This is a genomic window from Paraburkholderia sp. BL17N1, assembly GCF_003634175.1.
GTDB lineage: Bacteria > Pseudomonadota > Gammaproteobacteria > Burkholderiales > Burkholderiaceae > Paraburkholderia.
Genome location: NZ_RBIW01000001.1, coordinates 1,790,896 through 1,816,917, shown reverse-complemented (window position 1 = coordinate 1,816,917; position 26,022 = coordinate 1,790,896). Strand labels below are relative to the sequence as shown.

The 26,022-nt window shown below is 61.9% G+C and carries 27 protein-coding genes and 1 tRNA gene; 12 read left to right on the top strand and 16 right to left on the bottom strand.

The genetic code is table 11. The features are described 5' to 3' along the window. The first annotated feature begins 69 nt into the window (after positions 1 to 69). The 5 genes from prfA to B0G82_RS08090 all read left to right on the top strand — a co-directional run bounded on the left by prfA (position 70) and on the right by B0G82_RS08090 (position 4,039). A complete protein-coding gene (prfA, locus tag B0G82_RS08110; RefSeq protein WP_121307111.1) occupies positions 70 to 1,152 on the top strand; it encodes a peptide chain release factor 1 in 1,083 nt (360 codons plus the stop codon). 7 nt (positions 1,153 to 1,159) lie between these two features. After that, a complete protein-coding gene (gene prmC / locus B0G82_RS08105) occupies positions 1,160 to 2,020 on the top strand; it encodes a peptide chain release factor N(5)-glutamine methyltransferase (protein ID WP_121307110.1) in 861 nt (286 codons plus the stop codon). A 118-nt stretch (positions 2,021 to 2,138) separates the two neighbouring features. Further along, the gene (gene grxD, locus B0G82_RS08100) at positions 2,139 to 2,450 is read left to right on the top strand and encodes a Grx4 family monothiol glutaredoxin (RefSeq protein WP_012434475.1); all 312 of its coding nucleotides are present in this window, start codon (positions 2,139 to 2,141) and stop codon (positions 2,448 to 2,450) included. Positions 2,451 to 2,492: 42 nt separating this feature from the next. Then, entirely contained in the window at positions 2,493 to 3,092 is a 600-nt protein-coding gene (locus tag B0G82_RS08095; protein ID WP_121307109.1) for a UbiX family flavin prenyltransferase, read from the top strand. Between the two features lie 161 nt (positions 3,093 to 3,253). Beyond that, complete coding sequence (locus B0G82_RS08090) at positions 3,254 to 4,039, top strand: class III extradiol ring-cleavage dioxygenase (protein ID WP_121307108.1); 786 nt, start codon at positions 3,254 to 3,256, stop codon at positions 4,037 to 4,039. A gap of 87 nt (positions 4,040 to 4,126) precedes the next feature. On the opposite strand, the gene B0G82_RS08085 is transcribed toward B0G82_RS08090, so the two are convergent. Then, positions 4,127 to 5,722, bottom strand: a complete 1,596-nt coding sequence (locus B0G82_RS08085; protein WP_041759043.1) for an APC family permease — start codon at positions 5,720 to 5,722, stop codon at positions 4,127 to 4,129. A gap of 482 nt (positions 5,723 to 6,204) precedes the next feature. Here B0G82_RS08085 and B0G82_RS08080 point away from each other — a divergent pair, with 482 nt between their 5' ends. Continuing rightward, a complete protein-coding gene (locus B0G82_RS08080; RefSeq protein WP_007180251.1) occupies positions 6,205 to 6,408 on the top strand; it encodes a cold-shock protein in 204 nt (67 codons plus the stop codon). Positions 6,409 to 6,519: 111 nt separating this feature from the next. On the opposite strand, the gene B0G82_RS08075 is transcribed toward B0G82_RS08080, so the two are convergent. Beyond that, entirely contained in the window at positions 6,520 to 7,770 is a 1,251-nt protein-coding gene (locus B0G82_RS08075) for an Hsp70 family protein (RefSeq protein ID WP_116118392.1), read from the bottom strand. Between the two features lie 189 nt (positions 7,771 to 7,959). Here B0G82_RS08075 and B0G82_RS08070 point away from each other — a divergent pair, with 189 nt between their 5' ends. After that, the gene (locus B0G82_RS08070; protein WP_121307107.1) at positions 7,960 to 9,435 is read left to right on the top strand and encodes an MFS transporter; all 1,476 of its coding nucleotides are present in this window, start codon (positions 7,960 to 7,962) and stop codon (positions 9,433 to 9,435) included. Positions 9,436 to 9,492: 57 nt separating this feature from the next. Here B0G82_RS08070 and B0G82_RS08065 read toward each other — a convergent pair whose 3' ends face one another. Then, complete coding sequence (locus B0G82_RS08065; protein WP_181196649.1) at positions 9,493 to 10,086, bottom strand: nitroreductase family protein; 594 nt, start codon at positions 10,084 to 10,086, stop codon at positions 9,493 to 9,495. A gap of 227 nt (positions 10,087 to 10,313) precedes the next feature. Beyond that, positions 10,314 to 11,597, bottom strand: a complete 1,284-nt coding sequence (locus B0G82_RS08060; RefSeq protein ID WP_121307106.1) for an MFS transporter — start codon at positions 11,595 to 11,597, stop codon at positions 10,314 to 10,316. Positions 11,598 to 11,751: 154 nt separating this feature from the next. On the opposite strand from B0G82_RS08060, the gene B0G82_RS08055 reads away from it, so the two are divergent. Together B0G82_RS08055 and B0G82_RS08050 are read left to right on the top strand one after the other, a co-directional pair. Further along, entirely contained in the window at positions 11,752 to 12,387 is a 636-nt protein-coding gene (locus B0G82_RS08055) for a TetR/AcrR family transcriptional regulator (RefSeq protein WP_121307105.1), read from the top strand. Between the two features lie 94 nt (positions 12,388 to 12,481). After that, on the top strand, positions 12,482 to 13,036 hold the full coding sequence (locus B0G82_RS08050; RefSeq protein ID WP_106284212.1) for a DUF1415 domain-containing protein: 555 nt from the start codon (positions 12,482 to 12,484) through the stop codon (positions 13,034 to 13,036). A gap of 59 nt (positions 13,037 to 13,095) precedes the next feature. Here B0G82_RS08050 and B0G82_RS08045 read toward each other — a convergent pair whose 3' ends face one another. Continuing rightward, positions 13,096 to 13,932, bottom strand: coding sequence for an SAM-dependent methyltransferase (locus tag B0G82_RS08045; RefSeq protein ID WP_116143906.1), 837 nt, complete (start codon positions 13,930 to 13,932; stop codon positions 13,096 to 13,098). A 383-nt stretch (positions 13,933 to 14,315) separates the two neighbouring features. On the opposite strand from B0G82_RS08045, the gene B0G82_RS08040 reads away from it, so the two are divergent. After that, positions 14,316 to 14,636, top strand: coding sequence for a hypothetical protein (locus tag B0G82_RS08040; RefSeq protein WP_012434486.1), 321 nt, complete (start codon positions 14,316 to 14,318; stop codon positions 14,634 to 14,636). Between the two features lie 90 nt (positions 14,637 to 14,726). Here the strand turns inward: B0G82_RS08040 and B0G82_RS08035 are convergent, their stop codons facing one another. After that, a complete protein-coding gene (locus B0G82_RS08035) occupies positions 14,727 to 14,936 on the bottom strand; it encodes a DUF1059 domain-containing protein (RefSeq protein WP_106284210.1) in 210 nt (69 codons plus the stop codon). Between the two features lie 382 nt (positions 14,937 to 15,318). Here B0G82_RS08035 and B0G82_RS08030 point away from each other — a divergent pair, with 382 nt between their 5' ends. Continuing rightward, entirely contained in the window at positions 15,319 to 16,584 is a 1,266-nt protein-coding gene (locus tag B0G82_RS08030) for a TIGR03862 family flavoprotein (protein WP_121308638.1), read from the top strand. 52 nt (positions 16,585 to 16,636) lie between these two features. Here the strand turns inward: B0G82_RS08030 and B0G82_RS08025 are convergent, their stop codons facing one another. The 8 genes from B0G82_RS08025 to B0G82_RS07990 all read right to left on the bottom strand — a co-directional run bounded on the left by B0G82_RS08025 (position 16,637) and on the right by B0G82_RS07990 (position 23,288). Continuing rightward, positions 16,637 to 17,761, bottom strand: coding sequence for a class I SAM-dependent methyltransferase (locus B0G82_RS08025; RefSeq protein ID WP_121307104.1), 1,125 nt, complete (start codon positions 17,759 to 17,761; stop codon positions 16,637 to 16,639). Between the two features lie 392 nt (positions 17,762 to 18,153). After that, positions 18,154 to 18,229: transfer RNA gene (locus B0G82_RS08020), tRNA-Thr, on the bottom strand. A gap of 19 nt (positions 18,230 to 18,248) precedes the next feature. Further along, the gene (locus tag B0G82_RS08015) at positions 18,249 to 18,758 is read right to left on the bottom strand and encodes a ClpXP protease specificity-enhancing factor (protein WP_121307103.1); all 510 of its coding nucleotides are present in this window, start codon (positions 18,756 to 18,758) and stop codon (positions 18,249 to 18,251) included. A gap of 69 nt (positions 18,759 to 18,827) precedes the next feature. Continuing rightward, positions 18,828 to 19,439, bottom strand: coding sequence for a glutathione S-transferase N-terminal domain-containing protein (locus B0G82_RS08010; protein ID WP_006052302.1), 612 nt, complete (start codon positions 19,437 to 19,439; stop codon positions 18,828 to 18,830). A gap of 95 nt (positions 19,440 to 19,534) precedes the next feature. Further along, the gene (locus tag B0G82_RS08005) at positions 19,535 to 20,290 is read right to left on the bottom strand and encodes a cytochrome c1 (RefSeq protein WP_116143903.1); all 756 of its coding nucleotides are present in this window, start codon (positions 20,288 to 20,290) and stop codon (positions 19,535 to 19,537) included. A gap of 21 nt (positions 20,291 to 20,311) precedes the next feature. After that, complete coding sequence (locus B0G82_RS08000; RefSeq protein WP_121307102.1) at positions 20,312 to 21,691, bottom strand: cytochrome bc complex cytochrome b subunit; 1,380 nt, start codon at positions 21,689 to 21,691, stop codon at positions 20,312 to 20,314. Next, on the bottom strand, positions 21,691 to 22,311 hold the full coding sequence (gene petA, locus B0G82_RS07995; RefSeq protein WP_012434493.1) for a ubiquinol-cytochrome c reductase iron-sulfur subunit: 621 nt from the start codon (positions 22,309 to 22,311) through the stop codon (positions 21,691 to 21,693). Before petA ends, B0G82_RS08000 begins: the two co-directional genes overlap by 1 nt. A gap of 230 nt (positions 22,312 to 22,541) precedes the next feature. Beyond that, positions 22,542 to 23,288, bottom strand: a complete 747-nt coding sequence (locus B0G82_RS07990) for a Nif3-like dinuclear metal center hexameric protein (protein WP_121307101.1) — start codon at positions 23,286 to 23,288, stop codon at positions 22,542 to 22,544. Positions 23,289 to 23,307: 19 nt separating this feature from the next. Between B0G82_RS07990 and B0G82_RS07985 the strand changes: the two genes are divergently transcribed. Continuing rightward, on the top strand, positions 23,308 to 24,531 hold the full coding sequence (locus tag B0G82_RS07985; RefSeq protein ID WP_121307100.1) for a Do family serine endopeptidase: 1,224 nt from the start codon (positions 23,308 to 23,310) through the stop codon (positions 24,529 to 24,531). 135 nt (positions 24,532 to 24,666) lie between these two features. Here the strand turns inward: B0G82_RS07985 and tatC are convergent, their stop codons facing one another. Together tatC and tatB are read right to left on the bottom strand one after the other, a co-directional pair. Next, positions 24,667 to 25,446 (bottom strand): twin-arginine translocase subunit TatC, encoded by a 780-nt coding sequence (gene tatC / locus B0G82_RS07980; protein ID WP_106284202.1) that lies wholly within the window; start codon positions 25,444 to 25,446, stop codon positions 24,667 to 24,669. 34 nt (positions 25,447 to 25,480) lie between these two features. Beyond that, a complete protein-coding gene (gene tatB, locus B0G82_RS07975) occupies positions 25,481 to 25,999 on the bottom strand; it encodes a Sec-independent protein translocase protein TatB (protein ID WP_116118401.1) in 519 nt (172 codons plus the stop codon). Positions 26,000 to 26,022: the final 23 nt, after the last annotated feature.

Sequence of the window (26,022 nt, the reverse complement as noted above, 5' to 3'; positions counted from 1 at the left end):
TCAGACCAGGGCATCCGCCCATTCCCCTAGTCGTCGTCTTTGCCGGAGCCCGCTCCGATACCCCGTCCGATGAAAACGAGCATGCAACGCAAGCTCGACCAGCTCACTACCCGGCTGGCCGAACTGAACGATCTGTTGAGCCGCGAGGACATCACCTCGAATCTCGACCAATACCGCAAGCTCACGCGGGAACACGCCGAGCTCGGACCGGTGGTGGACCACTACGCGCTGTGGCGTCAGGCCATGAACGACGCAACCACCGCGCAGGAATTGCTGGCGGATGCGTCGATGCGCGACTTCGCCGAAGATGAAATTCGCGCCGCCCGCGAGCGCATGGAAAAGCTAGGCGCCGAGTTGCAGAAAATGCTGCTGCCGAAAGATCCGAACGACGACCGCAACATCTTCCTCGAAATCCGCGCCGGCACGGGCGGCGACGAATCCGCGCTGTTCGCGGGCGACCTGCTGCGCATGTACCTGCGCTTTGCCGAACGCAACCGCTGGCAAGCGGAAATGATGTCGGCGAGCGAGTCGGACCTGGGCGGCTACAAGGAAGTGATCATGCGCATCGCGGGCGAAGCCGCTTATTCGAAGCTCAAGTTCGAGTCCGGCGGCCACCGCGTACAACGCGTGCCGGCGACCGAAACGCAAGGGCGCATTCACACGTCGGCGTGCACGGTCGCGGTCATGCCGGAAGCGGACGAAATCGGCGAAGTCGAGATCAATCCGGCTGATTTGCGGATCGACACGTTCCGCGCCTCCGGCGCGGGCGGGCAGCACATCAACAAAACCGATTCCGCGGTGCGCGTCACGCACTTGCCGACGGGGATCGTCGTCGAATGTCAGGACGACCGCTCGCAGCACAAGAACAAGGATCGCGCTCTGAAGGTGCTGGCCGCGCGCATCAAGGACAAGCAATCGCACGAGCAGCAGGCGAAGGAAGCCGCCACGCGCAAAAGCCTGATCGGCTCGGGCGACCGCTCGGAGCGGATTCGCACGTACAACTTCCCGCAAGGGCGACTGACGGATCATCGTATCAACCTGACGCTTTACCGCCTCGACGCGATTATGGACGGCGATCTCGACGAACTGATCGCGGCGCTCGTCAGCGAGCACCAGGCGGAATTGCTGGCCTCGCTCGGCGACGCGGACTGAAGCGCGCATGAGTTCGGCCAAACCTGCCACGTCTGCCACACCTGCCGCGCTACTGCGCGCCTCGACGCTGCCGCCGCTCGAAGCGCGCATCCTGCTCACGCACGTGCTCGGCTGGCGGCCCACGCAGCTGATTACACGCAGCGACGAAGCGCTCGACACCCAGTTCGTCGAGCGTTACCAGACGCTCGAAGCGCGGCGCGTAGCCGGCGAGCCGGTGGCACAACTGGTCGGCGCGCGCGAATTTTTTGGGCTGGATTTCGAAGTCACGCCGCACGTGCTGATTCCGCGTCCTGAAACCGAATTGCTGGTCGAAACGGCGCTGACGGCGCTGGAAAACCACGTGCGGCCGCGCGTGCTGGATCTCGGTACGGGCACCGGCGCCATTGCCGTCGCGATTGCGTCGATGCGGCCGGATGCACGAGTCTGGGCGCTCGACCGTTCCGCCGAAGCACTGGCGGTCGCCACGCGCAACGCCGCCCGCCTGCTCGACGCGCAGCGCCCCGGCGGCGCCGTGGCGTTGGTGCAAAGCGACTGGTACGACTCGCTGGACACCACGTTGCGCTTTGACGCGATCGTCAGCAATCCGCCGTATATCGCGAGCGGCGATCCGCATCTGGACGAAGGCGATCTGCGTTTCGAACCGCGCGGCGCACTCACCGATGAAGCCGATGGACTCAGCGCGATCCGCGTCATCATCGCTGGCGCGCCCGCCCGGCTTGCCGCCGGCGGCGTATTGTGGATCGAGCACGGCTACGATCAGGCCGAAGCCGTGCGCGCGCTGCTGGCGGCACAAGGTTTCGTGCAAGTCCGCTCGGAGTGCGACCTGGCGGGCATCGAACGGATCAGTGGCGGGCGTCTGGACGGCTGACGCGAACCGGCAAATATCCACAAACGCTGCACGGACAAAGCGGCGCTCGGCCGGCTGTATCGAAATCCGCTATCATTTCAGCCTATTCCCTACACATAACGGAACCGCAAGGTCAGTCATGGATACGCAACAACGCATCAAGCAAATCGTCGACGAGAACAATGTCGTCCTCTTCATGAAGGGCACCGCTCAGTTCCCGATGTGCGGCTTTTCGGGCCGCGCCATTCAGATTCTGAAGGCGTGCGGCGTCGGTGAGATCAAGACCGTCAACGTGCTCGAAGACGACGAAGTCCGCCAGGGGATCAAGCAATTCTCGAACTGGCCGACCATTCCGCAGCTGTACGTGAAGGGCGAATTCGTCGGCGGCTCGGACATCATGATGGAAATGTACGAATCGGGCGAACTGCAGCAGCTGTTCGCTGCGGCCTAAGCGGCCCGGTTCACACGTTTCTCTCCTTAGGCGCCGCGAGCCATGGAAACACGCGCTGCGGCGCCACGCCGGCTGATCGTCGCGATCACCGGCGCGACGGGTGCCATCTACGGCATCCGGACACTCGAAACGCTGCGCCGGCTGGGCGGCGTCGAGAGCCATCTGCTGATTTCGAGCGCGGGCTGGCTCAATATCCAGCACGAACTGCAGTTGAGCAAAGAAGACGTGCATCCGCTCGCGGATGTCGTTCATTCGGTGCGCGACGTCGGTGCGAGCATCGCGTCCGGCTCGTTTGCCACCGACGGCATGGTCGTCGCCCCTTGCTCCATGAAGACGCTCGCCAGCGTCGCGCACGGTTTCTCGGACAACCTGATCACGCGCGCCGCTGACGTCACGCTCAAGGAGCGCCGCCGCCTCGTGCTGCTCGTGCGCGAAACGCCGTTCAATCTGGCGCATCTGCGCAACATGACGGCCGTCACTGAAATGGGCGGCGTAATCTTCCCGCCCTTGCCTGCCTTCTACAACCAACCCGCTTCCATCGACGAAATGGTCGATCACACTGTGGCGCGCGTGCTGGATCTGTTTGCGCTCGGGCCGGCTTTGTCGCCGGCGTGGGCTGGGCTGCGCGGCACGCAGGAATAACGCGTCACCTCCGCCGGGCGATGATGTCCGTGCATACGCACGCATTCACAACATCTGCGACACAATCAATTCTGTTTTAGCCCGTTTATCAAATCACGGTAGACCCCTATATTGGTAGCAACCCAATCTTTGCGCCGCGCCCTCGCGGCCGCGTTGCTGCCATGAACCGCTTACCCTCGCTTTTTCTGTCCCACGGCGCGCCCACGCTGCCGATCGACCCGTCGCTGCCGTCCGCCGAATTCGGTACGCTGAGTGCCCAGTTGCCGCGTCCGAAAGCCGTGCTGATGCTGTCGGCCCATTGGGGCACGGCGCAGCCGGTGGCGAGCACGTCCACGGCGCCGGAAACCATTCACGATTTCTACGGCTTTCCGCGTCAGTTGTACGAAATTCAGTACCCGGCCCCGGGTGCGCCCGATGTGGCGCGCCGCGCCGCCGTGTTGCTCGGCGAGAGCGGCATCCTCGCCGGCGCTCAGCCGCACGGACTCGATCACGGTGCGTGGGTCCCGATGCTGCTCATGTTTCCGGAGGCCGATATACCCGTCGCCCAGTTGTCGATCCAGCCGCACATGGACGCGGCGCATCACTTTCGCGTCGGCCGGGCGCTGCGGTCGCTGAAAGACGACGGCGTGATGGTGATCGGCTCCGGCCAGATCACCCACAATCTGCGCGCCGCCGACTTCTCCGCGCGCCCTGAGGACGCCGATCCACGGGTCGCCGAATTTACCGACTGGTTCGAGGAAAAACTCGCCGCGCACGATATCGACGCGCTGCTCGACTATCGCCGGCAGGCGCCGCACGCAGTGCTGATGCATCCCACCGACGAGCATCTGCTGCCGGTATTCGCCGCATTGGGCGCAGCGGACGACGATTATTCGCTGGCTGTCCAGTCGCTCGGAACCTATCAGCGCTCGCTCGCCATGACGAACTACGTATTCGGCACAGCCTGACGCAAGGTCATAGGCACCTTGGAAAAGAAAAACCCCCGCCTGAGCAACTCCGGCGGGGGTTTTTTCCACAAGCTTCAGCGCAACACTTTAATGAGCGCCCATGCCTTCGAGCACTTCGTCATGCTCGCTGCGCTCGTCCAGGTATTCCGAGCGATAACCGCTCGTCACGCCCCAGTAATAGAACACCAGCGAAAACGCGATAACCACCACCATGTCCCAGCCATAAGGGATCAGGTCGTGACCGCCGAACTGCTTGCTGCCGATCAGCGACAGAATCGCCATCACCGGCAGATAAGCGACCAGCCACCACGCCGCCTTCAGATCACGTCCCCAGCCAGCGAAACCCGACTTCGCCTGGAAGTAGAAGTAGACCGGCAACGCGACGACCATCAGCAGAATGATTTCGCCGGTCAGCGGCCACTTCGCCCAGTACAGGATCAGCGACGCGCAGACGAACGCGAACGGCGCAATGATCTTCATGCCCGGGATATGCAGCGGACGCTCGAGGTCGGTCGCCGCGCGGCGCAGTGCCATCAGGCTGATCGGGCCAGTCAGATACGAGATCACGGTCGCGACCGAAATCACCGCCGCCAGCGAACTCCAGCCGCGGAAGAAGAACAGGAAAATGAACGACACCAGCAGGTTGAACCACATTGCCTGACGCGGCACGCCATAGAACGGGTGGACGTTGCCGAACATCTTGGGCATCGTGTTGTTGCGCTCCATCGCGTAGATCATGCGGCTGGTGGTCGCCATGTAGGTCGTGCCGGTGCCGCTCGGGCTGACGAATGCGTCGACGTACAGCAGGATCGCCAGCCAGTTCAGGTTCAGCGCGATCGCGAGCTCCGCGAACGGCGAAGCGAAGTTGAAGTGGCTCCAGCCCTTCATCACGTCGCTCGGATTCACCGCGCCGATATACGCAATCTGCAGCAGAACGTAGATCACCAGCGCCAGCAGGATCGAGCCGATCACCGCGAACGGCACGCTCTTGGCCGGATTGCGCGCTTCACCGGCGAGATTGATCGGGCTCTGGAAACCGTTGAACGCGAACACGATGCCGCTCGTCGACACCGCCGTCAGCACCGCCGACCAGCCGTACGGCGCGAAGGTGCTCGCTTCGCCGAAGTTTTCCTTGTGGAAGCCCGCGAACATCAAGCCGAGGATCGTCGCGCCAGGAATCAGGAACTTGAAGATCGTGATCGCCGAATTGGCACGCGCAAACAGTTTCACGCCCCAGTAGTTCAGCATGAAGTAAATGATCACGAGCGCCGCGGACAGTAATAAGCCGTTGGTGGTTAATGATCCATCCACGAATAGCGCATGCGCCCAGGGATAGGGCCACGTGCTCATATATTGAATGGACGCTTCGGCCTCGATCGGAATCACCGAAACAATGGCAATCCAGTTGGCCCATGCGCTGATGAAACCCACCAGCGCACCGTGCGAGTAGCGCGCATAACGCACCATGCCGCCGGACTCCGGGAACATCGCGCCGAGTTCCGCGTACGTCAATGCGATCGCGAGAATCACGACCGCGCCGATCACCCATGCACAAACGGCAGCGGGCCCGGCAATTTTTGCAGCCTTCCACGCGCCGAAAAGCCAGCCCGATCCGATGATGGAACCTAAGCCCGTCAGCATCAGCGCGAACGGCCCGATGTTCCGTTGTATAGAACTTTTCACGTCTTCTCCTGTGTCGGCCGGAGTGAGCGCTTCAGCACCAACTCCGCTCCATGCAAATTTGCAGCAGAACCATGTCGGCACCGCGTCACATCGCCTTGGAGGCGCTGGAAACGGGTGACGAGCATGCGTACGCGACGGCCATTCCAAACAGGTGCAACCGACGCGAGGCGCGTAGTTTAACGGTTGCACCCAGCCCTCGCATCGAAACTAAGGGTTGTCCCTAGCAAAAAATTCAGAAGAATAGCAAGCTTTGTAAGCAACTTTTACGCCAAGCTAGCGAAAGTTCGTAAAGTTGTGGGGCGACTGTTGACCTTCTCTCAAAATCGCCGTATAACGTCGGGGCAGGATTTCAAGCGGCGAGTGAATTGGTCTTTCGTAGTTCGCCCATCAACGGTACTCCGGTTGGTCCCATTACCCCCTTCCTTGATTTTCATGCACCCTCTGGGCTTCGGCCTTATTTACCATCTTTAGGAACAAGTAATATGGAAACCGGTACCGTCAAGTGGTTCAATGACGCAAAGGGCTTTGGCTTCATCACGCCGGACGGCGGTGGCGAAGATCTGTTCGCGCATTTCTCGGAAATCCGCACGGAAGGCTTCAAGACGCTGCAAGAAAACCAAAAGGTTACATTTGAAGTGAAGACGGGCCCGAAGGGCAAGCAAGCTGCTAACATCAAGCCGGTGTAAGCAACACGCTTCCTTCTGGACGCAAAAAAACCCCGCCTCGGCGGGGTTTTTTTATATCCGCCGCAATTGCGAACGGTGATTATCTTCGCAGTATGCGATTGATGATTCTGGTTATCCGAATACACGCCGTGCGTGAATGCCGAGTCCAGTCGCGACACTCGCGAGCCGGTCGCCGAATACCGCTTTAGCATCGGGAAATGCCGCCGCCAATGCGCCCGATAGAAATGCCAATCCGGTCGAACCGCCCGTAAAGTAAATCGCATTGACGTCGCGTGTCGCCACGCCGGCCGCCTGCACAGTGTCGCGTGCCGCCTGCACGATGCGCAGCGTTTCGTCCTGGCCGGCCTTGATGAGTTGCGCTTCGTCGAACGCCAGACGCAAGTCGTCTTCCACTTCATCGAGGTCGATCACGGTCTCTCCGCCCGCCGCCACGCCGATCTTCGCCTCTTCCGCGTGAGCGGCCAGCGCATGACCCAGGCGGCGTTCCACGACGCGCATCAGGCGGTCGTGATGCTTGACCTCGGTGAACAGGTGCCGCATTAGCGCGAGCTCGTTGACACGCTTCGGGGCGTAGACGGTGTTGATCAGATGCCAGGTCGCCAGATCGAAATAAATCCGGTTCGGAATCTCACGACCTTCCGGGTCGAGCGTCTGATATCCCATTTCCCGCAGGATCGTCGCCAGTTCCACGCGACGGTCGAAATCCGTGCCGGCGACGTGCACGCCGTGGTGGGCCAGCACGTCGTCCTTGCGCTCGACACGCTTCATCCGCTCCGGCCCGACTCGCACCAACGAAAAGTCCGAGGTACCGCCGCCGATATCGGCCACCAGCACGAGCCCTTCTTCCGTCAGATGCGATTCGTAGTCGAACGCGGCCGCGATCGGCTCATACTGAAAGTGAATTTCCCGCAGGCCGACTGAGCGCGCGGCGGCTTCGAGCTGCTGCTGCGCCATCTGATCGGCACGCGGGTCGTCGTCGACAAAAAACACCGGGCGGCCCAGCACGGCGCGATGGATCGGGCCGCCTGCGCTTTTTTCCGCCGAACGCTTCAGATGCTCGACGAAAATCGCGATCACGTCCGTGTACTTGATCGCCGAGCCGTCGCCGAGATCCGTGGAGTTCTCTGCGAGCGGCGAGCCGAGAATGCTCTTCATGGAACGCATCAGACGGCCGTCGAAGCCGTCGATATAGGCTGCGAGCGCCGCCCGCCCGAATTCGCGGGTGTTTTCGTCGGTATTGAAAAAGACCGAGGTGGGCAGCGTCGTGTAGGCGCCCTCGACCGGCGCGAGCTTGAGCGCGCCGTCGACAGGAACGGCCACAGCCGAATTGGAAGTACCGAAGTCAATCGCGCAATAGTTCATGGCAGGAATCGCCGCTCACGGCTGGCGCGGACAGAAGGGGGAGCGGCTTTGTAACACGAAAGCCCAATCAGCATCAACTGACGTTTCAGGCACGCTCGCGAGAACGCAAACACGCAGTTCGACGGAACGAATATTGCTCATTTTGACAGGATATACCGCCAATTTTCGGAATTGAGGAGACTTCAAGCAATGAGCGCGCCGCCTACTGCCGCTGTCCACGAAAAAAACGCCACGGTCGTCGAAACGGATCTGCCTTCGCGGCTCGACCGTCTGCCGTGGGGCCGGTTTCACTCGCTGATCGTGGTGGCGCTTGGCGTGACGTGGCTGCTCGACGGTCTGGAAGTCACGCTGGCGGGCGCGGTCGCAAGTGCGTTGAAGTCTAGTCCATCGTTGCACTTTACCAACGCCGACGTCGGTCTGGCCGGTAGCGCCTACATCGCCGGGGCGGTGCTCGGCGCGCTGGGATTCGGTTGGCTCACCGACCGGCTCGGACGTCGCAAGCTGTTTTTCATCACGCTCGCCCTGTATCTGGCAGCGACGGCGGCAACCGCGCTGTCGTGGAATCTGGCGAGTTTTCTGCTGTTTCGCTTCCTGACCGGCGCTGGGATTGGCGGCGAATATACGGCGATCAATTCGACGATCCAGGAATTCACGCCGGCGCGCGTGCGCGGCTGGACCGATCTTGGCATCAACGGCACGTTCTGGGTCGGCGCGGGCCTCGGCGCGGCCGGCTCGCTGGTGCTGCTCGATCCGCATCTGCTGCCGCCCGACTGGGGCTGGCGCGCCTGTTTCTTTATCGGCGCGGTGCTGGCGCTGGGGATTCTGCCCATGCGCATCTGGGTGCCCGAAAGCCCGCGTTGGCTCCTGACGCACGGCGACGAGCGCGACGCGCGCGCGATTGTCGAAGGCATCGAAACGCGCTTTCGCAACGAAGGCCACGCGCTCTCCGACAGCGACCTCACGCGCCTGCGCCTACGCGCTCGCGGACACACGCCGCTGCGCGAGGTATTCCATACGCTCTTTAACGTGCACCGGAGGCGCGCGCTGGTCGGTCTGTCGCTGATGACCGCGCAGGCGTTTTGTTACAACGCGATCTTTTTCACCTACGCACTCGTGCTCACCGATTTCTACCACGTGCCGGGCGACCGCATCGGCTGGTATCTAATGCCCTTTGCGCTCGGCAATTTCCTAGGACCGCTGCTGCTCGGGCGGCTCTTCGACGTGATCGGGCGGCGCAAAATGATCACGGCGACTTACGCGATCTCCGGCATCCTGCTGACGCTGAGCGGCTACCTGTTCGAGCAGCAGATGCTCACCGTCGCGACGCAGACGATCGCGTGGATGGTGATTTTCTTCTTCGCGTCCGCGGCCGCGAGTTCGGCTTATCTGACCGTCAGCGAATCGTTTCCGCTGGAAATCCGCGCGCTGGCCATTGCGGTTTTCTACGCGTTCGGCACGGCGCTCGGCGGCATCGCCGGGCCGGCGTTTTTTGGCCGGCTGATCGACACGCATCAGCGCAGCGAAGTGTTTTCCGGCTATCTGGTCGGCTCGGGTCTGATGCTGGCGGCGGCGGTGATCGCGGCAATCTGGGGCGTGGATGCGGAGCGCAAGTCGCTGGAGAGCGTGGCGACGCCGCTGTCGAGTGTCGCGGACGACGCCGAATAAAAAACGCGCGGTCAGCGCCGCGCGTTCGCGTTACTCAATAGATAGGCTGAAAACCGCTCAGAACGCTTTCTTCCAGCCGCCGCCATAAGCAATTTCCGCCAGCGGCAGACGCTGACGCACCGACTTTTCGCGCTCGCGCAAAACCGGATCCAGTTTGTCCACGTCGCCGTAATGACCGAGCGAAATCATCGCGATCACTTCAACGTCGTTCGGCAGCTTGAATGCGGCGCGGAACGCGTTCGGGTCGAAACCGCTCATCTGGTGCGCGGCCAGGCCGAGCGCATGCGCCTGCAAAACCAGCGCCATCGCCGCAGCGCCTGCATCGTACGGTGCGCAGCGATTCACTTCGCCCTTGTTGGTCAGTGTGTGCGTAGTGACCGCGATCAGCACCGGTGCGGGCGCGTTCCAGCCCTGGTTGAACGGCACCAGCGTGGCGAAGGCCTGCTTGAACGAGACTTCATCGACGCTGCGGTCGAATACGAGAAAACGCCACGGCTGCGCGTTATACGAAGACGGCGCCCAGCGTGCCGCTTCAAGCACGGAGTGCAGGTGCTCGCGGCTCACCGGCTCGCTCGAATACGCGCGCGGGCTCCAGCGGCCTGCAATCAGCTCGTGAATGGCAATTGCGGTAGGGGCGGGTTTGTTGGTCATGCGCTTCTCTCGGTCGAAATTCATGATCGACGGGCAACTGCCCGGGGGTCACATAGCATAACCGGGCTTCGGCACGCGTGCGCCAACAAGCGAGCAGTTTGTTTAACGCCGGCTGCGATAGCAAAACGGCCCCTTGCGGGGCCGTCGTTGTCGCGATGCCCGAACAGCCGCGCGCGGTTTCAAACCGGTGCATTTGCCGGCATCGTGCAGGGCGATTGCGTGCGGCTCTACGCCACCTGCGGTTCCGGCACTTTGGCGGGCCGGTTGATCCGCAACACGATCACCGCCGCCACGAGGCACAAGCCGCCGGAAATCATCGACGCCACCGTGTACGTACCGAGGCTCGCGCGCAGCATACCCGCGCCGAGCGCCGCGAACGCCGCGCCGAGCTGATGCCCGGCAACGACCCAGCCGAACACCACCGGGGCCGATTCCTTGCCGTAGACGTCGGTGGCCAGACGCACGGTCGGCGGCACGGTCGCGATCCAGTCGAGGCCGTAGAACACGGCGAACAGCGGCAACCCGAAGAAGTCGATGCCGAACGCGTGCGGCAGATACATCAACGACAACCCGCGCAGACCGTAGTACCAGAACAGCAGCACGCGGCTGTTGAAGCGGTCGGACAACCAGCCCGAGAGGGTCGTGCCGAACAGATCGAAGATGCCCATCGCGGCAAGCAGGGAAGCGCCCTGCACTTCCGTCATGCCGTAGTCGCCGCACATCGCGATCAGATGCGTACCGATATAGCCGTTGGTGCTCGCGCCGCAGATAAAGAAGCTGAAGAACAGCAACCAGAAGTCGCGCGTCTTGCTGGCCATGGCGAGTGTGCCGAAGGCGATCGCCAGCGGATTCTGCTTGGTGACGGTGCTGTTGATGGGCGAATCGTGCGGTTCGCCGTACGGGCGCAGCTTCATGTCGGCCGGGCGCTCGGGCAACAGAAACGCCACCAGCGGAATCACGACCGCGGCCGCAATGGCGACGACCCACACCACTTGCCGCCAGCCGTGGTGCTCGGCGATGGCGGCGAGCATCGGCAGGAACACGAGTTGGCCGGTCGCCGAACTTGCCGTGAGAATGCCCATGACGAGGCCGCGCCGCGTGGTGAACCAGCGCGTTACAACCGTCGCCGAGAGCGACAGCGCCGCGACACCCGTCGAGCCACCGACCATCACGCCCCAGATCAGGACCATTTGCCACGGATGCGTCATCAGCGACGACAGCGCGACGCCCGCCGCCATCGTCCCCAGCGCGGCCAGCAGCGTGGGGCGCACACCGAAACGTTGCATCGCCGCCGCCGCGAACGGTCCCATCAGACCGTACAGCGCGATGTTCACGGAGATCGCGAGAGAAATCGTTGCGCGGCTCCAGCCGAATTGATGCTCGAGCGGCAGCATCATCACGCTCGGCGTGGCGCGCGTGCCGGCCGCCGCCAGCAGCACCAGAAAAACCACTGCGACGGTCAACCAGCCGTAGTGGAAACGTCCGCCAATCAGTCTTGCTGCCCAATTCATGGATTCTCCAATCGACACCTGCTCCGCAGGCGACGCCGCTTAGATTGTTACGTGTTCGGTAAAGGACTTGTGACAGATCAGTCACAATAGGTGTTGCGATCTTAGTTACTGCTCGGTAACATGTCAAGGCGTTAATTGAGTTCAGGTGGTCACCATGTCGGACAGTCAAACCCCAAAGCCGGCCGTCGCGCGCCGCACGCGCGGCGCGCAGACCGCCGGCCCGCAGGCGCAGCAGCACTTGCTGCGTGCCGCGGACGAGTTGTTCTATCGCGAGGGCGTGCGAGCCGTCGGCGTAGACGCGGTGGTCGAGCGCGCGGGCGTGAACAAGATGAGCTTGTACCGGCAATTTTCGTCGAAAGACGAGCTGGTCATGGCTTACCTGGAGCGCAAGGACGAGCAGTTCTTCAGCTATGTGGAGCGGAGCTTCGCCAAACATCCGGGCGAACCGGCAAGGCAGCTTCAGCAATATTTCGACGACCTCGCGGTGCGCGCGTCTGTCGACGATTATCGCGGCTGTCCTTTCGTGAACGTGTCGGTGGAGTTTCCGGAGGCGGCGCATCCGGCGCGGCAATTCGTGTTTCGCAACAAAGCGCGCTTGATGGCGCGGCTCACGGAGCTGACCACGGCGGCCGGCGCCGACGATCCGGTAGCGCTCGCCAATGCGCTGGGTTTGATGATCGAAGGCGTGTATGCGGCCAGTCAGACCTACGGGCCCGGATGCGGGCCCATTCTGGCTGCGCCGAAAGTCGCCGCACAGTTGATCGCCGCCGCGTGCGGCAGCGGCAGCTAACCGAATTTTCTGCTTTGACGTTCTGTTTGAGCGAGGCGCGAATCGACGCCGGTCCGCCCGTTAAAATGGCGCTTTATCTCCCGCGCCGCCTGCCATGTCGTTGTCCGCCGAATCCCACGATGCCGTTGTTGCCGCTACTCGTCACTGGCTGACCGAGGCTGTGATCGGCCTCAATCTCTGCCCGTTTGCGAAGGCGGTCCATGTGAAGGGACAGATTCGCTATGCCGTCAGCGATGCCGTGGACATGGAAGGCGTGCTGACCGATCTGGAAACCGAGCTTCAGACGCTGGTCGCCGCCGACCCTGATGCCGTGGATACGACGCTGTTAATCGTGCCGCAGGCGCTCAGCGATTTTCTCGACTACAACGATTGCCTGTTTTTCGCCGAACGCATGCTCAAGCAGCTTCGGCTCGAAGGCGTCGTTCAGATCGCGAGCTTCCATCCGTTTTATCAGTTCGAAGGCAGTGAGCCCGACGATATCGAGAACTACACGAATCGCGCGCCGTATCCGATTTTGCATTTACTGCGCGAGGACAGCATCGAACGCGCGGTTCAGGCTTTTCCCGACGCTGAAGAGATTTACGAGCGGAATCAGGAAACGCTCCGGCGAATCGGGCTGGCGGGCTGGAATGCGTTGATGAAGCGTTGATGAAGCGCTAATACGCGCAACGTCCCGCAAAAGCGACCGCGCGCCGCCGCCCCATAGGCTCAAACAAAGAACCGTTCCTTCAACTCCTCGATCCCGAGGGTTTCCATCACCTCGTTCAGGCGCTCGGCCGGCCGGCGCCTCGGCAAATCCTTGTACTGGGCGATGATGAGTTCATTCTTCATGGAATGCTCCCAGCCCACCAGTTCGGTCACGCTGACCTGATAGCCGTGCGCCTCAAGCTGCAAACACCGCAGCACGTTGGTGATCTGGCTCCCGAACTCCCGCGTGTGCAACGGATGCCGCCAGATTTCCGTGAGGGCGTTGCCGAGCGATTTGCCCTTGTTCTGCCGCAAAACCCCCGCCACCTCGGCCTGACAGCACGGCACGACCACGATGTACTTCGCCTTCTTTTCGAGCGCGAAGCGCAGCGCGTCGTCGGTTGCGGTGTTGCAGGCGTGCAGCGCGGTCACGATGTCGATCCGGGCCGGCAAGCGGTCCGACGTGATCGAGTCCGCCACCGACAGATTCAGAAACGACATGCCGGTGAATCCCAGCCGTTGGGCCAGTTCCTCCGACTTCGCGACAAGCTCCTCGCGCGTCTCAATACCATATATGTGTGACGCACCGCCCGCATCGCCCTGAAATTCCTTGAAGAAAAGGTCGTACAGGATAAAACCTAGATAGGACTTGCCCGCGCCGTGGTCGACGAGGGTCACGGCGCCCTGCTCGCTCTGGAGGTCTTTGAGCAGCGGCTCGATGAACTGGAACAGGTGATAGACCTGTTTCAGCTTGCGACGGCTGTCCTGGTTCATCTTGCCGTCGCGCGTGAGGATATGCAGCTCCTTCAGCAATTCGACGGATTGGTTGGGGCGGATTTCGTGCGTTTTGGTGGACATCGAGGGAAATCGCCAATAATTGCAGCGTGAACGTGCGACAGGCGACGGAAAAAGGGAAAAGTTGCTGCCAGTTTACCCAAAGTGCGGCTTGCTGACCGAAGGAGCCGTCAAACCATGCCAGAAAGAGCACAAACCTGGAACACTTCCTGCACGAAAAGCGCCGCGTGGAAGGTTTCGGAAAGGTACAAAAGCAGCTTGCGTGACGGCCGGGCACGATGGTGCCGGGCGTTGCGCCTATAACAACGGGCTGCGGCCGTGGCTTTCACCACGCGAACCGAATGCATGTGGGGAGGACGGTCCCGGAACACGGGCCGAACGTTACGTAACCAGCAGCGCGCCGAGACTTCAAGCGGACGCGTGCTCGGAAAATAGAAGAGGCGGCAATGGATACGGTACCCAACGGAAACGTCGAACAGAAATTTCAGGAAATGCTGGCGAAACTGATCGCCACCCCGGCGTGGTCCGAGAAGCAGCAACTCGAGCTGGAAATGGCGCGCGACATCTCGACGGAGATGCTGCGTCTGGCCGAAGTCATGCGCGACGGCAGCGTGGACATGGAAACCTGTCTGACCATGCTCAAGTACGCCAAAGTGCTCGACTTCGTCATGACTACGCTGGCTTCGCGGCGCGATATCAAGCCGCAAACGCTGCGGGTGATCTTCAAGCTCGCCGGGTTGAAGGTGGACGAGGCGTACCCCGGCTAGGACATTGTTCGACGATGCTGCGACCCGCGCGGGCGGCAAGGTGCCGTTCGCGCGGGTCGCTCGTTCTGTAGCTCCCCAAAAGACAGCAGCTCACGCGCGCGGTGCTTCGACCGGCGGCGTGCCGTCGTGAAAGAGCGTCTTGAGTTGCGAGCGCAATTCCGGCGAATCCGTATGTTTGTGCACCGTGACCGCGTGCTGAACGGCGGCGTCGAGCAATTCGCTCTCGCTGTCGGCAGACAGGGCGACGGTGCAGTTCGTTTCGCTCGGAAACTCGCGGCAATCGATGTATTTGCGGGACATGGCGGTCTCCTTGATTCAGATGACGTTCAGACATCCACGCAGGCAGCAGACGCGCGGACCAGATCGCCGGCCGTGACACGGCGGCTCCGATTGCGCGGATAGCACCGGGTGGCGGGGAAGGTGGCGAGTTGGTCTGACGCGAGGAAGACGCGTGCGGCGTCCGATGGAAGGTGTCTGAAAAGTATAGGTCGCGCCGCTCGATAACAAAGGCACCGAAGCAAACCGGCCGGATGCAGGAGCGCCTGAACCCAGCCTATTTCGGCCTGCCGATCCGCTCGCGCGTTTGCCCTGCGCTGTCCACGGTGTGAAAATAGCGGCCTTCGCGCCGCCGGATCATCCGAACCGTCGGCGCGCCGCCACTTCCGCTCTTTCGCAGGCCCGCATGCCATCCTCATTCCATTCTGCCCGCGTCGCCGTGATCGGCGGCGGCCCCGCCGGCTTGATGGCCGCCGAGGCGCTCGCGCAGCAAGGTGTGCAGGTCGACGTCCATGACGCCATGCCGTCGGTCGGCCGCAAGTTTCTGATGGCGGGCAAAGGCGGCATGAACATCACGCATTCGGAGCCGCTGGAGCCGTTTCTCGGCCGCTACGGCGCGCGCCGCGAGCAGATCGCGCCGCTCGTGCGGGCCTTCGATCCCGACGCTTTGCGCGCGTGGCTGCACGAGTTGGGCGTGGAAACATTCGTCGGCAGTTCGGGGCGCGTTTTTCCGGCCGACATGAAAGCCGCGCCGATGCTGCGGGCGTGGCTGCATCGACTGCGCGAAGCGGGCGTGCGTTTTCACATGCGCCACAAATGGTGCGGCTGGGACGCCGAAGCCGGCGACGCCGCCACGCATACGCTCCGTTTCGCCACGCCCGAGGGCGAGCAAGCCGTCACCTTCGACGCCGTGGTGTTTGCGCTCGGCGGCGCAAGCTGGCCGCGTCTCGGCTCGGACGCCGCGTGGGTCCCGCTGATGGCGTCGCGCGATGTGCCCGTCGCGCCCTTGCTGCCCGCGAACTGCGGCTTCGACGCGGACTGGAGCCCCTATCTGCGCGAGCGTTTCGCGGGTCAACCGGTCAAGCCCGTGGCCATCACGCTCACCGATGTAGACAGTAAAGTCCACAATCGACAAGGTGAAATACTTTTGACCGAAACGGGCCTCGAAGGCAGTTTGATCTATGCCTTGTCGAGCCAGATTCGGGAGCGGATTCTGGCTGACGGCGATGTCACGATCATGCTCGATCTGGCGCCAGGCCTGGCTTTGGAGCGAGTCGTCGCCGAAGTCACGCGGCCGCGCGGCTCACGTTCGATGTCGAGCCACTTGCACGGCCGGATCGGGATTGGTGGGGTAAAACTGGCTCTGTTGCATGAGATTCTGTCGAAAGAAGCTTTCGCGGACGCCAACGGTCTCGCGCACGCGATCAAGGCGCTGCCGGTAAGGCTCACGCGCGCCCGTCCGATCGCGGAAGCAATCAGCACCGCTGGCGGCATTCCCTTCGAGGCGCTCAACGAACATCTGATGATCGAGCGCCTGCCCGGCGTCTTCTGCGCGGGCGAAATGCTCGACTGGGAAGCGCCGACGGGCGGCTACCTGCTCACCGCCTGCTTTGCCAGCGGCCTCGCGGCAGGGCGCGGGGCGGCGGCGTACGTCGGCCGCGCATCGACCTGAGGCGCCGCATTGCTGCTCTCGCTGTTGAGCGAGCCGCAATCCGTCTCACCGCTTAGCGCGCCTTCAGACGCCACAGTGACGTCACTTCGGCCAGACGCGCCGTGTGAAGCGCATCGGTTTCATCGGTCGACTTGGGGTGTCGCGGACGAATGTCCTCGCGGCCCACCACGCTCAAACCCGCCTTGTCGATGGCCGCCAGCAGCCAGTCGCGCGCGCGCAAACCGAGATGCTCGGCGAAATCCGACATGATCAGCCAGCCTTCCCCGCCCGGCGACAGATGCTCCGCCAAACCGTTCAGGAAGCCGAGCAGCATGCGGCTTTCCGGATCGTAGATCGCGTACTCGATCGGCGAAGCGGGCCTCGCCGGCACCCACGGCGGATTGCACACCACGAGCGGCGCGCGGCCTTCGGGAAACAAATCGGCCTGCACGACGTCGACCTGCTGGTCGTAACCGAGACGCGTGAGGTTTTCGCGCGCGCAAGCGAGCGCGCGCGGATCCTGATCGGTAGCGATGATTTTCTTTACGCCGCGTTTGGCGAGCAGTGCCGACAACACGCCCGTGCCCGTGCCGATATCGAAGGCCTTGTTCAGCGAAGGCAGCGGCGTGCGCGCGACGAGATCCACATATTCGCCGCGCACCGGCGAGAACACGCCGTAATGCGGATGAATCCGGTCGCCCAGCGCGGGAATCTCGACGCCCTTCTTGCGCCACTCGTGCGCGCCGATCATGCCGAGCAGTTCACGCAGCGACACGACGGACGGTTCGTCGTTCGACGGTCCGTAGGTTTCGATGCAGGCTTGCTGGACATCGGGCGCGCGGCGCAGCGGAATGGTGTACGTGGCGTCGAGCGGAATCAGGATCATGCCGAGCGTACGCGCGCGCTGCGACTGCGCTTGCCGATGCAGATTGAATGCGTCGAGCGGCGTTTCGCCCTGCTTGCGCGGCTTGCGCTCCAGTCGGCGCGTTACCGCTTGCAGCAGCTGGCGAGCGTTCTGAAAGTCGCCGTTCCACAGGAGCGCCGTCCCTTCGCACGCGAGTCGGTACGCGGAATCGGCGGTGGTGCGGTCGTCCGCAACGATGACGCGCTTGGGCGGCGGCACGGCTGCTTCGGAGCGCCAACGCGCGGTGCGGGGGCCGTCGGCTTCGGGCCAGGTGATGGTTGCGGGGCTGGTCATGGTGAGGTGGGATCGGTGTTGCGGGAGCGACGCGCTGAGGAGGCGCGTCATCGGGGGCGGTGCCCGCCGGAGTACTTGGAAGCGTTGCCGACTGACGCCCGAATAGTACCTCTGTCGTCCGGGTCCGCGGTGCGCTATTCGCTGGCCGGACGGGTAACGCGCGTTATCTGCCGGCCTTGGCCGACAAATTGTAGACTTTGCAGTCCACAATCGACAAGGTGAAAGAGATATGGTGATTTTGGACCGATTTGCGCCTCACCGATATTTCATGAAACCAGTCCTTTTGCAGGCGGAAGCGCCGCGCAGCGCCTCGGACACGGTGACTTCGTCGATAAGCACGCACCAAGAAAAACGGGGTTTCTGATTGAACAGAAACCCCGTTTTAGTACAACTGGTGCCGGCTGCAGGACTCGAACCCGCCACCTCATGATTACAAGTCAAGCGCTCTACCTGATGAGCTAAGCCGGCATGAGGCCGTGATTCTACTTCATTTTACGATCTTGAGGCGAGCCCTTCCGCCGCCTTTTGAGCCATCGTCGTCAGGCTGCGGTCCGGCCGTCTCGCTATCCGCTTTGGCGGTGGCGGCACCCGTAGCGGGCGCCGTTTCGATCGCTCGCGGCGCGGGGGCTTCGGTGTCGTCGGCCACTTCCGCGTCCGCGCCCGAATCCTGCGCTTCACCCCCTGCCGACTCGACCGGGAATGCCATGCCCTGACCGTTCTCGCGCGCATAGATCGCAAGAATATTGGCGATCGGCACCTCGATCTTGTGCGACTTGCCGGAGAAACGCGCGCTGAATTCGATCCACTCGTTGCCCATCTGCAGCTGGCTGGTCGCCTCGAAGCTGATGTTCAACACGATTTCGTTATCGCGCACGAACTGACGCGGCACGCGCGTCTGATTGTCGACCCGGACCGCGATGTGCGGCGTATAGCCGTTATCCGTGCACCACTCGTAGAGTGCGCGCAGCAGATAGGGCTTGGTGGAAATCTCTTGCATCTACAGTCCTCTAACGGACGCGGGCCCGCGCTCATTCAACCGCGCGGCGCCCTCGTCCAAAAGCCAAGCTCAACGACGCATCACCTTTTCCGAAGGCGTCAGCGCTTCGATATAAGCCGGGCGGCTGAAAATGCGCTCGGCGTATTTCATCAGCGGTGCGGCGTTCTTCGACAGTTCGATGCCGTAATGATCCAGACGCCACAGCAGCGGTGCGATCGCGACGTCGAGCATCGAGAACTCTTCGCCGAGCATGTACTTGTTCTTCAGGAAGATCGGCGCCAGTTGCGTCAGACGATCACGGATCGCGAGACGGGCTTTCTCGTGATTCTTCTCCGCAGCCTTGCCCTTTTCGTTTTCGAGCGTGCCGACGTGCACGAACAGCTCTTTCTCGAAGTTCAGCAGGAACAGGCGGGCACGCGCGCGCTGAACCGGATCGGCCGGCATCAGTTGCGGGTGCGGGAAGCGCTCGTCGATGTACTCGTTGATGATGTTCGATTCGTACAGAATCAGGTCCCGTTCGACGAGAATCGGCACCTGACCATACGGATTCATCACGGCGATGTCTTCCGGCTTGTTAAACAGGTCGACGTCGCGGATCTCGAAGTCCATGCCCTTTTCGAACAACACCAGCCGGCAGCGCTGGGAGAACGGGCAAGTTGTGCCGGAATACAGAACCATCATGTTTACGTTTCCTCAAAAAGCTGAAAGGCCAGCGCGCGGAAAAACCGTCCAACAGGTTTTTCCTGGCGCCGGCCCCACGCCGGGTGACGGCGTGATTATTTGATATGTTTCCAGTACGCGGCGTTCAATCGCCAGGCGAAAAAGCTCAGGATACCGAGGAACATCAGCACCCACACGCCAAGCTGCTTGCGGGTTTTCTGGGTCGGTTCGGACATCCATGACAGGTACGACACGAGGTCGGCCACAGCAGAATCATAATCTACCGGCGACATCGTCCCCGGAGTGACCTGCTGGAAGCCGACGAATTTGTGTACCGTCTCGCCAGTTTTTTCGTCGGTTTCATCCCCGAACTTCGCGGTACGTTCGCCCTGAAGCTGCCACAGCACGTGAGGCATGCTCACGTTTTCATACACCAGATTGTTCCAGCCGGTCGGCCGCGTATTGTCGCGATAAAAAGTGCGCAAATACGTGTACAGCCAGTCCTTGCCGCGCGCCCGCGCTTCCACCGACAAATCCGGCGGACTCGCGCCGAACCACGCTTTCGCGTCGTCCGGGCGCATGGCCACGGTCATGGTGTTGCCGACTTTGTCCGTGGTGAACAGCAGGTTCGCCTGAATTTCGTTTGGCTTGATGCCGATGTCGGTCAGGCGGTTGTAGCGCATCAGGTTCGCGCTATGGCAATTCAGGCAGTAGTTTACAAACAATTGCGCGCCGTGCTGCAAGGAAGCGAAATTCTCCGCGTTATCCGGCGCGCGGTCGAGAGGGAAATTCTCGTCCGCGTATGCCGGGGCGGCCAGCACCGCGAGCAGTGTCGCGCCGATCAGCGCGCACTTCGTAAGCAGTTTTTTCATTCGTGTTCTCCTGGCTCGCGATTAGTGAGGCTTGAACCGCACCCGCTCGGGCGGCTGCTTGAACGTGCCAAGCCGCGTCCAGAACGGCATACCGAGGAAAAACGCGAAGTAGATCAGCGCACAAACCTGCGCGATCAGCGTGGCGGCCGGCGACGGCGGTTTAGTGCCGAGGAAGGCCAGCGTCAGGAACACGAGCACGAAGATCCCGTAGAACACCTTGTGAAAAAACGGCCGGTAACGGATCGACTTGACCGGCGACCGGTCGAGCCAAGGCAAGAAGAACAGCGACACCACCGCGCTGCCCATCACCACCACACCCCAGAACTTCGATTCGGTGAACGCCATGGCCAGAATCACCACGACAGCGAGCACCGGCAGGCCGAGTTTCCATTTTCCGCGCGCGCGCACCAGCGCGAGCAGGCCGAGCAACCCGATTATCACCATCAGCACGATCTTGAACGGATCCGTCGTGGCGCGCAGCATCGCGTAGAACGCCGTGAAATACCACACCGGCGCAATTTCAGGCGGCGTTTGCAGCGGATTGGCCGGCACGAAGTTATTCGCTTCGAGGAAATACCCGCCCATCTCCGGCGCGAAGAAAATGATCGCCGCGAAGATGATCAGGAACACCGTGACACCCATGAAATCGTGCACCGAGTAATACGGGTGGAACGGAATGCCGTCGAGCGGAATGCCGTCCGGGTCCTTCTTCGCCTTGATTTCGATGCCGTCCGGGTTGTTCGATCCCACCTCGTGCAGCGCGACCAGGTGGGCGACCACCAGACCGATCAGCACCAACGGAATCGCGATTACGTGAAACGCGAAGAAGCGGTTCAGCGTGACGTCCGAGACCACGTAGTCGCCGCGAATCCACAGCGACAGATCCGGCCCGATGAACGGAATCGCCGAGAACAGGTTGACGATCACCTGCGCGCCCCAAAAGGACATCTGGCCCCACGGCAGCAGATAGCCGAAAAACGCTTCAGCCATCAGGCAGAGGAAAATCGCGCAGCCGAAAATCCACACCAGTTCGCGCGGCTTGCGGTACGAGCCGTACATCAGCCCACGGAACATATGCAGGTAGACGACGACGAAAAACATCGACGCGCCCGTGGAGTGCATATAGCGAATCAGCCAGCCCCACGGCACCTCGCGCATGATGTACTCGACCGACGCGAACGCGAGCGTTGCGTCGGGCTTGTAGTTCATGGTGAGGAAGATGCCGGTGACGATCTGGTTGACCAGCACCAGCAGGGCAAGCGAACCGAAGAAGTACCAGAAGTTGAAGTTCTTCGGCGCGTAGTACTCGGAAACGTGCTTCTTCCAGGTGGAAGTCAGCGGAAAGCGCCGGTCGATCCAGCCGACCAGCCCGGTCGTCTCTACTTCGTGTTCGATCGCCATTACGCTTCTCCTTTCTCGTCCTTGCCGATCACGAGGCCGGTGGCCGAGGTGAACATGTAAGGCGGGATGTCGAGGTTCTGCGGCGCAGGTTTGTTCTTGAAGACGCGACCGGCCATGTCGTAGGTCGAGCCGTGGCAAGGGCACAGGAAGCCGCCTGGCCAGTCGTCCGGAAGATTGGGCTGCGCGCCCTCCTGGAAGCGCGGTGTCGGCGTACAGCCCAGATGGGTGCACACGGCGACGGCGACGAAAAGGTTCTTGTGGTCGGTGCGTGAACGGAACTCGTTGTTGCAGTACTCCGGCAACGGCATCGAAAAAGGATTCTTGGTGTGGGGATCCGCTACTTCGTTATCGGCTTTCTGGACATCGGCGAGCATACGGTCGGTGCGGTTGATGATCCACACGGGCTTACCACGCCAGGCAACGGTCTTCATGTCGCCGGGCTTGAGATCACTGATATCGACTTCGACCGGGGCACCTGCTGCCTTGGCCTTTTCAGATGGTGCAAACGAACTAACAAAGGGTACGACAGTGGCAACGCCTCCTATGCCACCTGCTACGGTCGTCGCTATCAGCCAGGTACGGCGGCTGCCGTCGACGCGTTCATCTTCCTTGTCTCGCATCACACGCCCCACTTCTGAGTTGGATTTTTCCTTCACGTCTCTTCTACCGCCGCTAGTTTGCGCGAATGGAGTCGCCATTTACAAGGCCCGATTGCCAAAAACCGTGCGAAGCCTTTGATAAATCAGGGTTACTCCGTACGCATCGCAAACTTTTTCGCACCTCCTTTTAAGTGCCCTCTGCGTTATTCGTGCCTTTTTCTTCCCTAATGCGTTTTACGTAACTCGGCGATTCAAACGGGATTAGGGATATCGATAAAGAGATGCTCGATATCGAACTGCTCGGACAGATGCTTGCCCACCGCCTGCACGCCGAAGCGCTCGGTGGCATGGTGGCCCGCTGCGAGAAACGCGACGCCGCTTTCCGCCGACGTGTGCATCACCGATTCCGACACTTCGCCCGTCAGATAAACGTCGGCGCCCGCGTTGATGGCCGCGTCGAACATGCCTTGCGCGGCGCCCGTGCACCAGCCCACGCGGCGCAGTTCGCGGTCCGCGTCGCCGAATACGAGCGGCGTGCGGCCGAGCGTCTGCTCGACCTGCGCGGTGAAGTGCGCGAGCGTGATCGGCATGGGAAACGTGGCGAGCCAGCCGAGGTCGTTCTCGCCGAAGCGCGCGTCGCTGATCCAGCCCATCTTCTGGCCAATCTGAGCGTTGTTGCCGAACTCGGGATGGTCGTCGAGCGGCAGGTGATAGGCGAACAGGTTCAGGTCGTTGGCGATCAGCAGCTTGAGCCGCTCGTGTTTGCGGCCGGTGATCTGCGGCGCTTCGTTGCGCCAGAAGTAGCCGTGATGAACCAGCACGGCGTCCGCGCCCCAATCGAGCGCGGCCTCCAGGAAGGCCACCGAAGCGGTCACGCCGGTCGCGAGCTTATTGATCTTGCGACGCCCTTCGACCTGCAATCCATTGGGGCAATAGTCCTTGAAGCGCGCGGTTTCAAGGAGATTGTTCAAGTACAATTCAAGTTCGATCCGATCCATATAAACCTCTAGTCTTCAGATGCTTAGACGCTTTTGGCTGTTCTTTGCCCAAGCGGTGACCGTGCTGTTGGCGCTCATGTTCATCATTGCGACCCTCAAACCGCAGTGGCTCCAGCGTCAAGGGCAATTCGGCAAGCAACTCGCCGAACCGATCGTCGCGCTGCGGGAAGTAGCGCCAGGCATCGGCAGCGGCCCAGCTCAGGCGTCGTACGCGGACGCCGCGCAAAAGGCCATGCCCGCGGTCGTCAACGTGTTTTCCAGCAAGGATGGCTCACTGCCGCCCGACCCACGCGCGAAAGATCCGCTGTTCCGCTACTTCTTCGGCGACAAGAACCGCAAGCAGCAGGAACAACCCGCATCCAATCTGGGCTCCGGCGTGATAGTGAGTTCGGAAGGTTACATTCTAACGAACCAGCACGTCGTCGACGGCGCCGATCAGATCGAAATCGCGCTGGCCGACGGCCGCACCACGAATGCGAAGGTGATCGGCGTCGATCCGGAAACGGATCTGGCCGTGCTCAAGGTCAACATGACCAACCTGCCCACCATCACGCTCGGCCGCATGGACCAGACGCGAGTGGGCGACGTGGTGCTCGCCATCGGCAATCCGTTCGGCGTCGGCCAGACGGTGACCATGGGCATTGTCAGCGCGCTCGGGCGCAATCACCTCGGCATCAACACGTTCGAAAACTTCATTCAGACCGATGCGGCAATCAATCCGGGCAACTCGGGCGGCGCGCTCGTCGACGTGAACGGCAATCTGCTCGGCATCAACACCGCGATCTATTCCCGCTCGGGCGGCTCGCTCGGCATTGGCTTTGCGATTCCCGTCTCGACCGCGAGGAGCGTACTCGAGAGCATCATCACCACGGGTTCGGTCACGCGCGGCTGGATCGGCGTCGAACCGCAGGACGTCACACCGGAGATCGCCGAGTCGTTCGGGCTGGAGCAAAAGTCGGGCGCGATTGTCGCAGGCGTGCTGAAGAACGGCCCCGCTGACCGTGCGGGCATCAAGCCGGGCGACATTCTCATGAGCGTGAACGGTCAGGAAATTACCGACACCACGCGTCTTCTGAACGTGATCGCGCAGATCAAGCCGGGCACGGCGGCGAAGGTGCATCTCGTGCGCAAGAGCCATGAGATGGATCTGGAGGTCACCATAGGCAAACGCCCGCCTCCGCCGAAGCAGCCGGCCGAGGACAATGGCGGCGGCAACGGCGATCAGGACGACGACGGCGGCTGACCTTAGCGAAAGGCAAATCGAATCCAACGTCTCGCAATAAGCAAGCACAAGCCATGCGCCGTGTGCCAAACAAAAAGGGCAGTTCACTATGAACTGCCCTTTTTGTTTGCGTGCGTTCGCTGAAGCGCTAGACCATCATTCCGACGCGCTCGCGTCTTCGATCACCACCGGCTGCTTGCCGACGATCAACCGCGCCGCGATGATCCCCGCCTCGTACAGCACGATCAGCGGAATCGCCAGAATCAGTTGCGAGAACACGTCCGGCGGCGTGACCACGGCCGAAATCACGAAGGCGCCGACGATCACATACGGTCGAATCTCCTTGAGCTTCTTGAGCGTCACCACGTTCATGCGCACCAGTAGCACCACGACGATCGGCACTTCGAACGTCACGCCGAACGCAATGAACATGGTCAACACGAAGCTCAGGTAATTGTCGATGTCCGTGGTCATTTCCGCGCCCAGCGGCGCGTTGTAGTGCGCCATCACACGGAAAATGGTCGGGAACACCACGAAGTACGCGAACGCCATGCCGCACAGGAACAGCGTGTAGCTGCTGCCCACCAGCGGCCCGACCAGCTTCTTCTCGTGCTGGTAAAGACCCGGCGCGACGAACGCCCAGATCTGATAGAGCACGATCGGCAGCGCGATCACGAAGGCCACCAGCATGGTCACCTTCATCGGCACGAAGAACGAACCGGTGACGTCGGTGACAATCATCTTGCCGTCCTTCGGCAAGTTCTGCATCAAAGGCCGCGCCAGCAACCGGAAGATATCCGGCGCCCAGTACACGAGTCCGACGAACACCACGACAACGGCAAGGCCGGCGCGAATGATGCGGTCGCGCAATTCAACGAGGTGGGAAATGAAGGTCTCTTCAGTGCCTTCGTCCTGGGTTTGCTGGGGGTCGCTCACGCCGGCCCTCGGTTAGAGATTGTCGTTCTGATCATCAGAAGAACCGCGTCGGACGACGCATGCTGGTCGGCGTATGCCTTGCCACGCGCGCCGCACCCGACTGCACACGCGTGCGGCGCGTGGTCGCGCGCTTGTACCAGGTGGGCATGGCCGTCTGCTTGACGCGCCAGTTCTTGCGTTTGGCCGCCGCAGCGGGCGTGCTGCCCGACCACGACGTATTGCCGGCATCTTCGAGCGCGCCACCGGCAATGCTCGGCGACACCGACGAGCCGCTGTTCCACGCGTCGTTCATTTCGGACTCGTGCTTGCGCAGGTTGTCCTGAACGGAGGTCTGGACGTTGGTCGCGGCGGCCTCGAACTCGCTTTTCATCCGACGCAATTCGTCGAGTTCGATTTCGCGCGTGACTTCGGCCTTCACGTCGTTGATATACCGCTGCGCGCGGCCGAACAACGCCCCGGCCGTGCGGGCGACGCGTGGCAGGCGCTCAGGCCCGAGTACGACCAGCGCGACGACGCCGATCAGCGCCATCTTGGTTAGACCGAGGTCCAGCATGAAGTGGAATGTCCGTCAGTAAC

Coding starts and splice junctions, on each gene's coding strand:
- B0G82_RS08050 (WP_106284212.1), top strand. CDS start 12,482: ATGTCGTTGTCCGCCGAATCCCACGATGCCGTTGTTGCCGCTACTCGT.
- B0G82_RS08000 (WP_121307102.1), bottom strand. CDS start 21,691: ATGGCGATCGAACACGAAGTAGAGACGACCGGGCTGGTCGGCTGGATC.
- B0G82_RS08015 (WP_121307103.1), bottom strand. CDS start 18,758: ATGCAAGAGATTTCCACCAAGCCCTATCTGCTGCGCGCACTCTACGAG.
- B0G82_RS08025 (WP_121307104.1), bottom strand. CDS start 17,761: ATGACCAGCCCCGCAACCATCACCTGGCCCGAAGCCGACGGCCCCCGC.
- B0G82_RS08055 (WP_121307105.1), top strand. CDS start 11,752: ATGTCGGACAGTCAAACCCCAAAGCCGGCCGTCGCGCGCCGCACGCGC.
- grxD (WP_012434475.1), top strand. CDS start 2,139: ATGGATACGCAACAACGCATCAAGCAAATCGTCGACGAGAACAATGTC.
- B0G82_RS08070 (WP_121307107.1), top strand. CDS start 7,960: ATGAGCGCGCCGCCTACTGCCGCTGTCCACGAAAAAAACGCCACGGTC.
- B0G82_RS08010 (WP_006052302.1), bottom strand. CDS start 19,439: ATGATGGTTCTGTATTCCGGCACAACTTGCCCGTTCTCCCAGCGCTGC.
- B0G82_RS08060 (WP_121307106.1), bottom strand. CDS start 11,597: ATGAATTGGGCAGCAAGACTGATTGGCGGACGTTTCCACTACGGCTGG.
- tatB (WP_116118401.1), bottom strand. CDS start 25,999: ATGCTGGACCTCGGTCTAACCAAGATGGCGCTGATCGGCGTCGTCGCG.
- B0G82_RS08040 (WP_012434486.1), top strand. CDS start 14,316: ATGGATACGGTACCCAACGGAAACGTCGAACAGAAATTTCAGGAAATG.
- B0G82_RS08045 (WP_116143906.1), bottom strand. CDS start 13,932: ATGTCCACCAAAACGCACGAAATCCGCCCCAACCAATCCGTCGAATTG.
- B0G82_RS08005 (WP_116143903.1), bottom strand. CDS start 20,290: ATGAAAAAACTGCTTACGAAGTGCGCGCTGATCGGCGCGACACTGCTC.
- B0G82_RS07985 (WP_121307100.1), top strand. CDS start 23,308: ATGCTTAGACGCTTTTGGCTGTTCTTTGCCCAAGCGGTGACCGTGCTG.
- B0G82_RS08035 (WP_106284210.1), bottom strand. CDS start 14,936: ATGTCCCGCAAATACATCGATTGCCGCGAGTTTCCGAGCGAAACGAAC.
- B0G82_RS08095 (WP_121307109.1), top strand. CDS start 2,493: ATGGAAACACGCGCTGCGGCGCCACGCCGGCTGATCGTCGCGATCACC.
- B0G82_RS08030 (WP_121308638.1), top strand. CDS start 15,319: ATGCCATCCTCATTCCATTCTGCCCGCGTCGCCGTGATCGGCGGCGGC.
- B0G82_RS08075 (WP_116118392.1), bottom strand. CDS start 7,770: ATGAACTATTGCGCGATTGACTTCGGTACTTCCAATTCGGCTGTGGCC.
- B0G82_RS07990 (WP_121307101.1), bottom strand. CDS start 23,288: ATGGATCGGATCGAACTTGAATTGTACTTGAACAATCTCCTTGAAACC.
- prfA (WP_121307111.1), top strand. CDS start 70: ATGAAAACGAGCATGCAACGCAAGCTCGACCAGCTCACTACCCGGCTG.
- B0G82_RS08080 (WP_007180251.1), top strand. CDS start 6,205: ATGGAAACCGGTACCGTCAAGTGGTTCAATGACGCAAAGGGCTTTGGC.
- B0G82_RS08090 (WP_121307108.1), top strand. CDS start 3,254: ATGAACCGCTTACCCTCGCTTTTTCTGTCCCACGGCGCGCCCACGCTG.
- petA (WP_012434493.1), bottom strand. CDS start 22,311: ATGCGAGACAAGGAAGATGAACGCGTCGACGGCAGCCGCCGTACCTGG.
- B0G82_RS08065 (WP_181196649.1), bottom strand. CDS start 10,086: ATGACCAACAAACCCGCCCCTACCGCAATTGCCATTCACGAGCTGATT.
- prmC (WP_121307110.1), top strand. CDS start 1,160: ATGAGTTCGGCCAAACCTGCCACGTCTGCCACACCTGCCGCGCTACTG.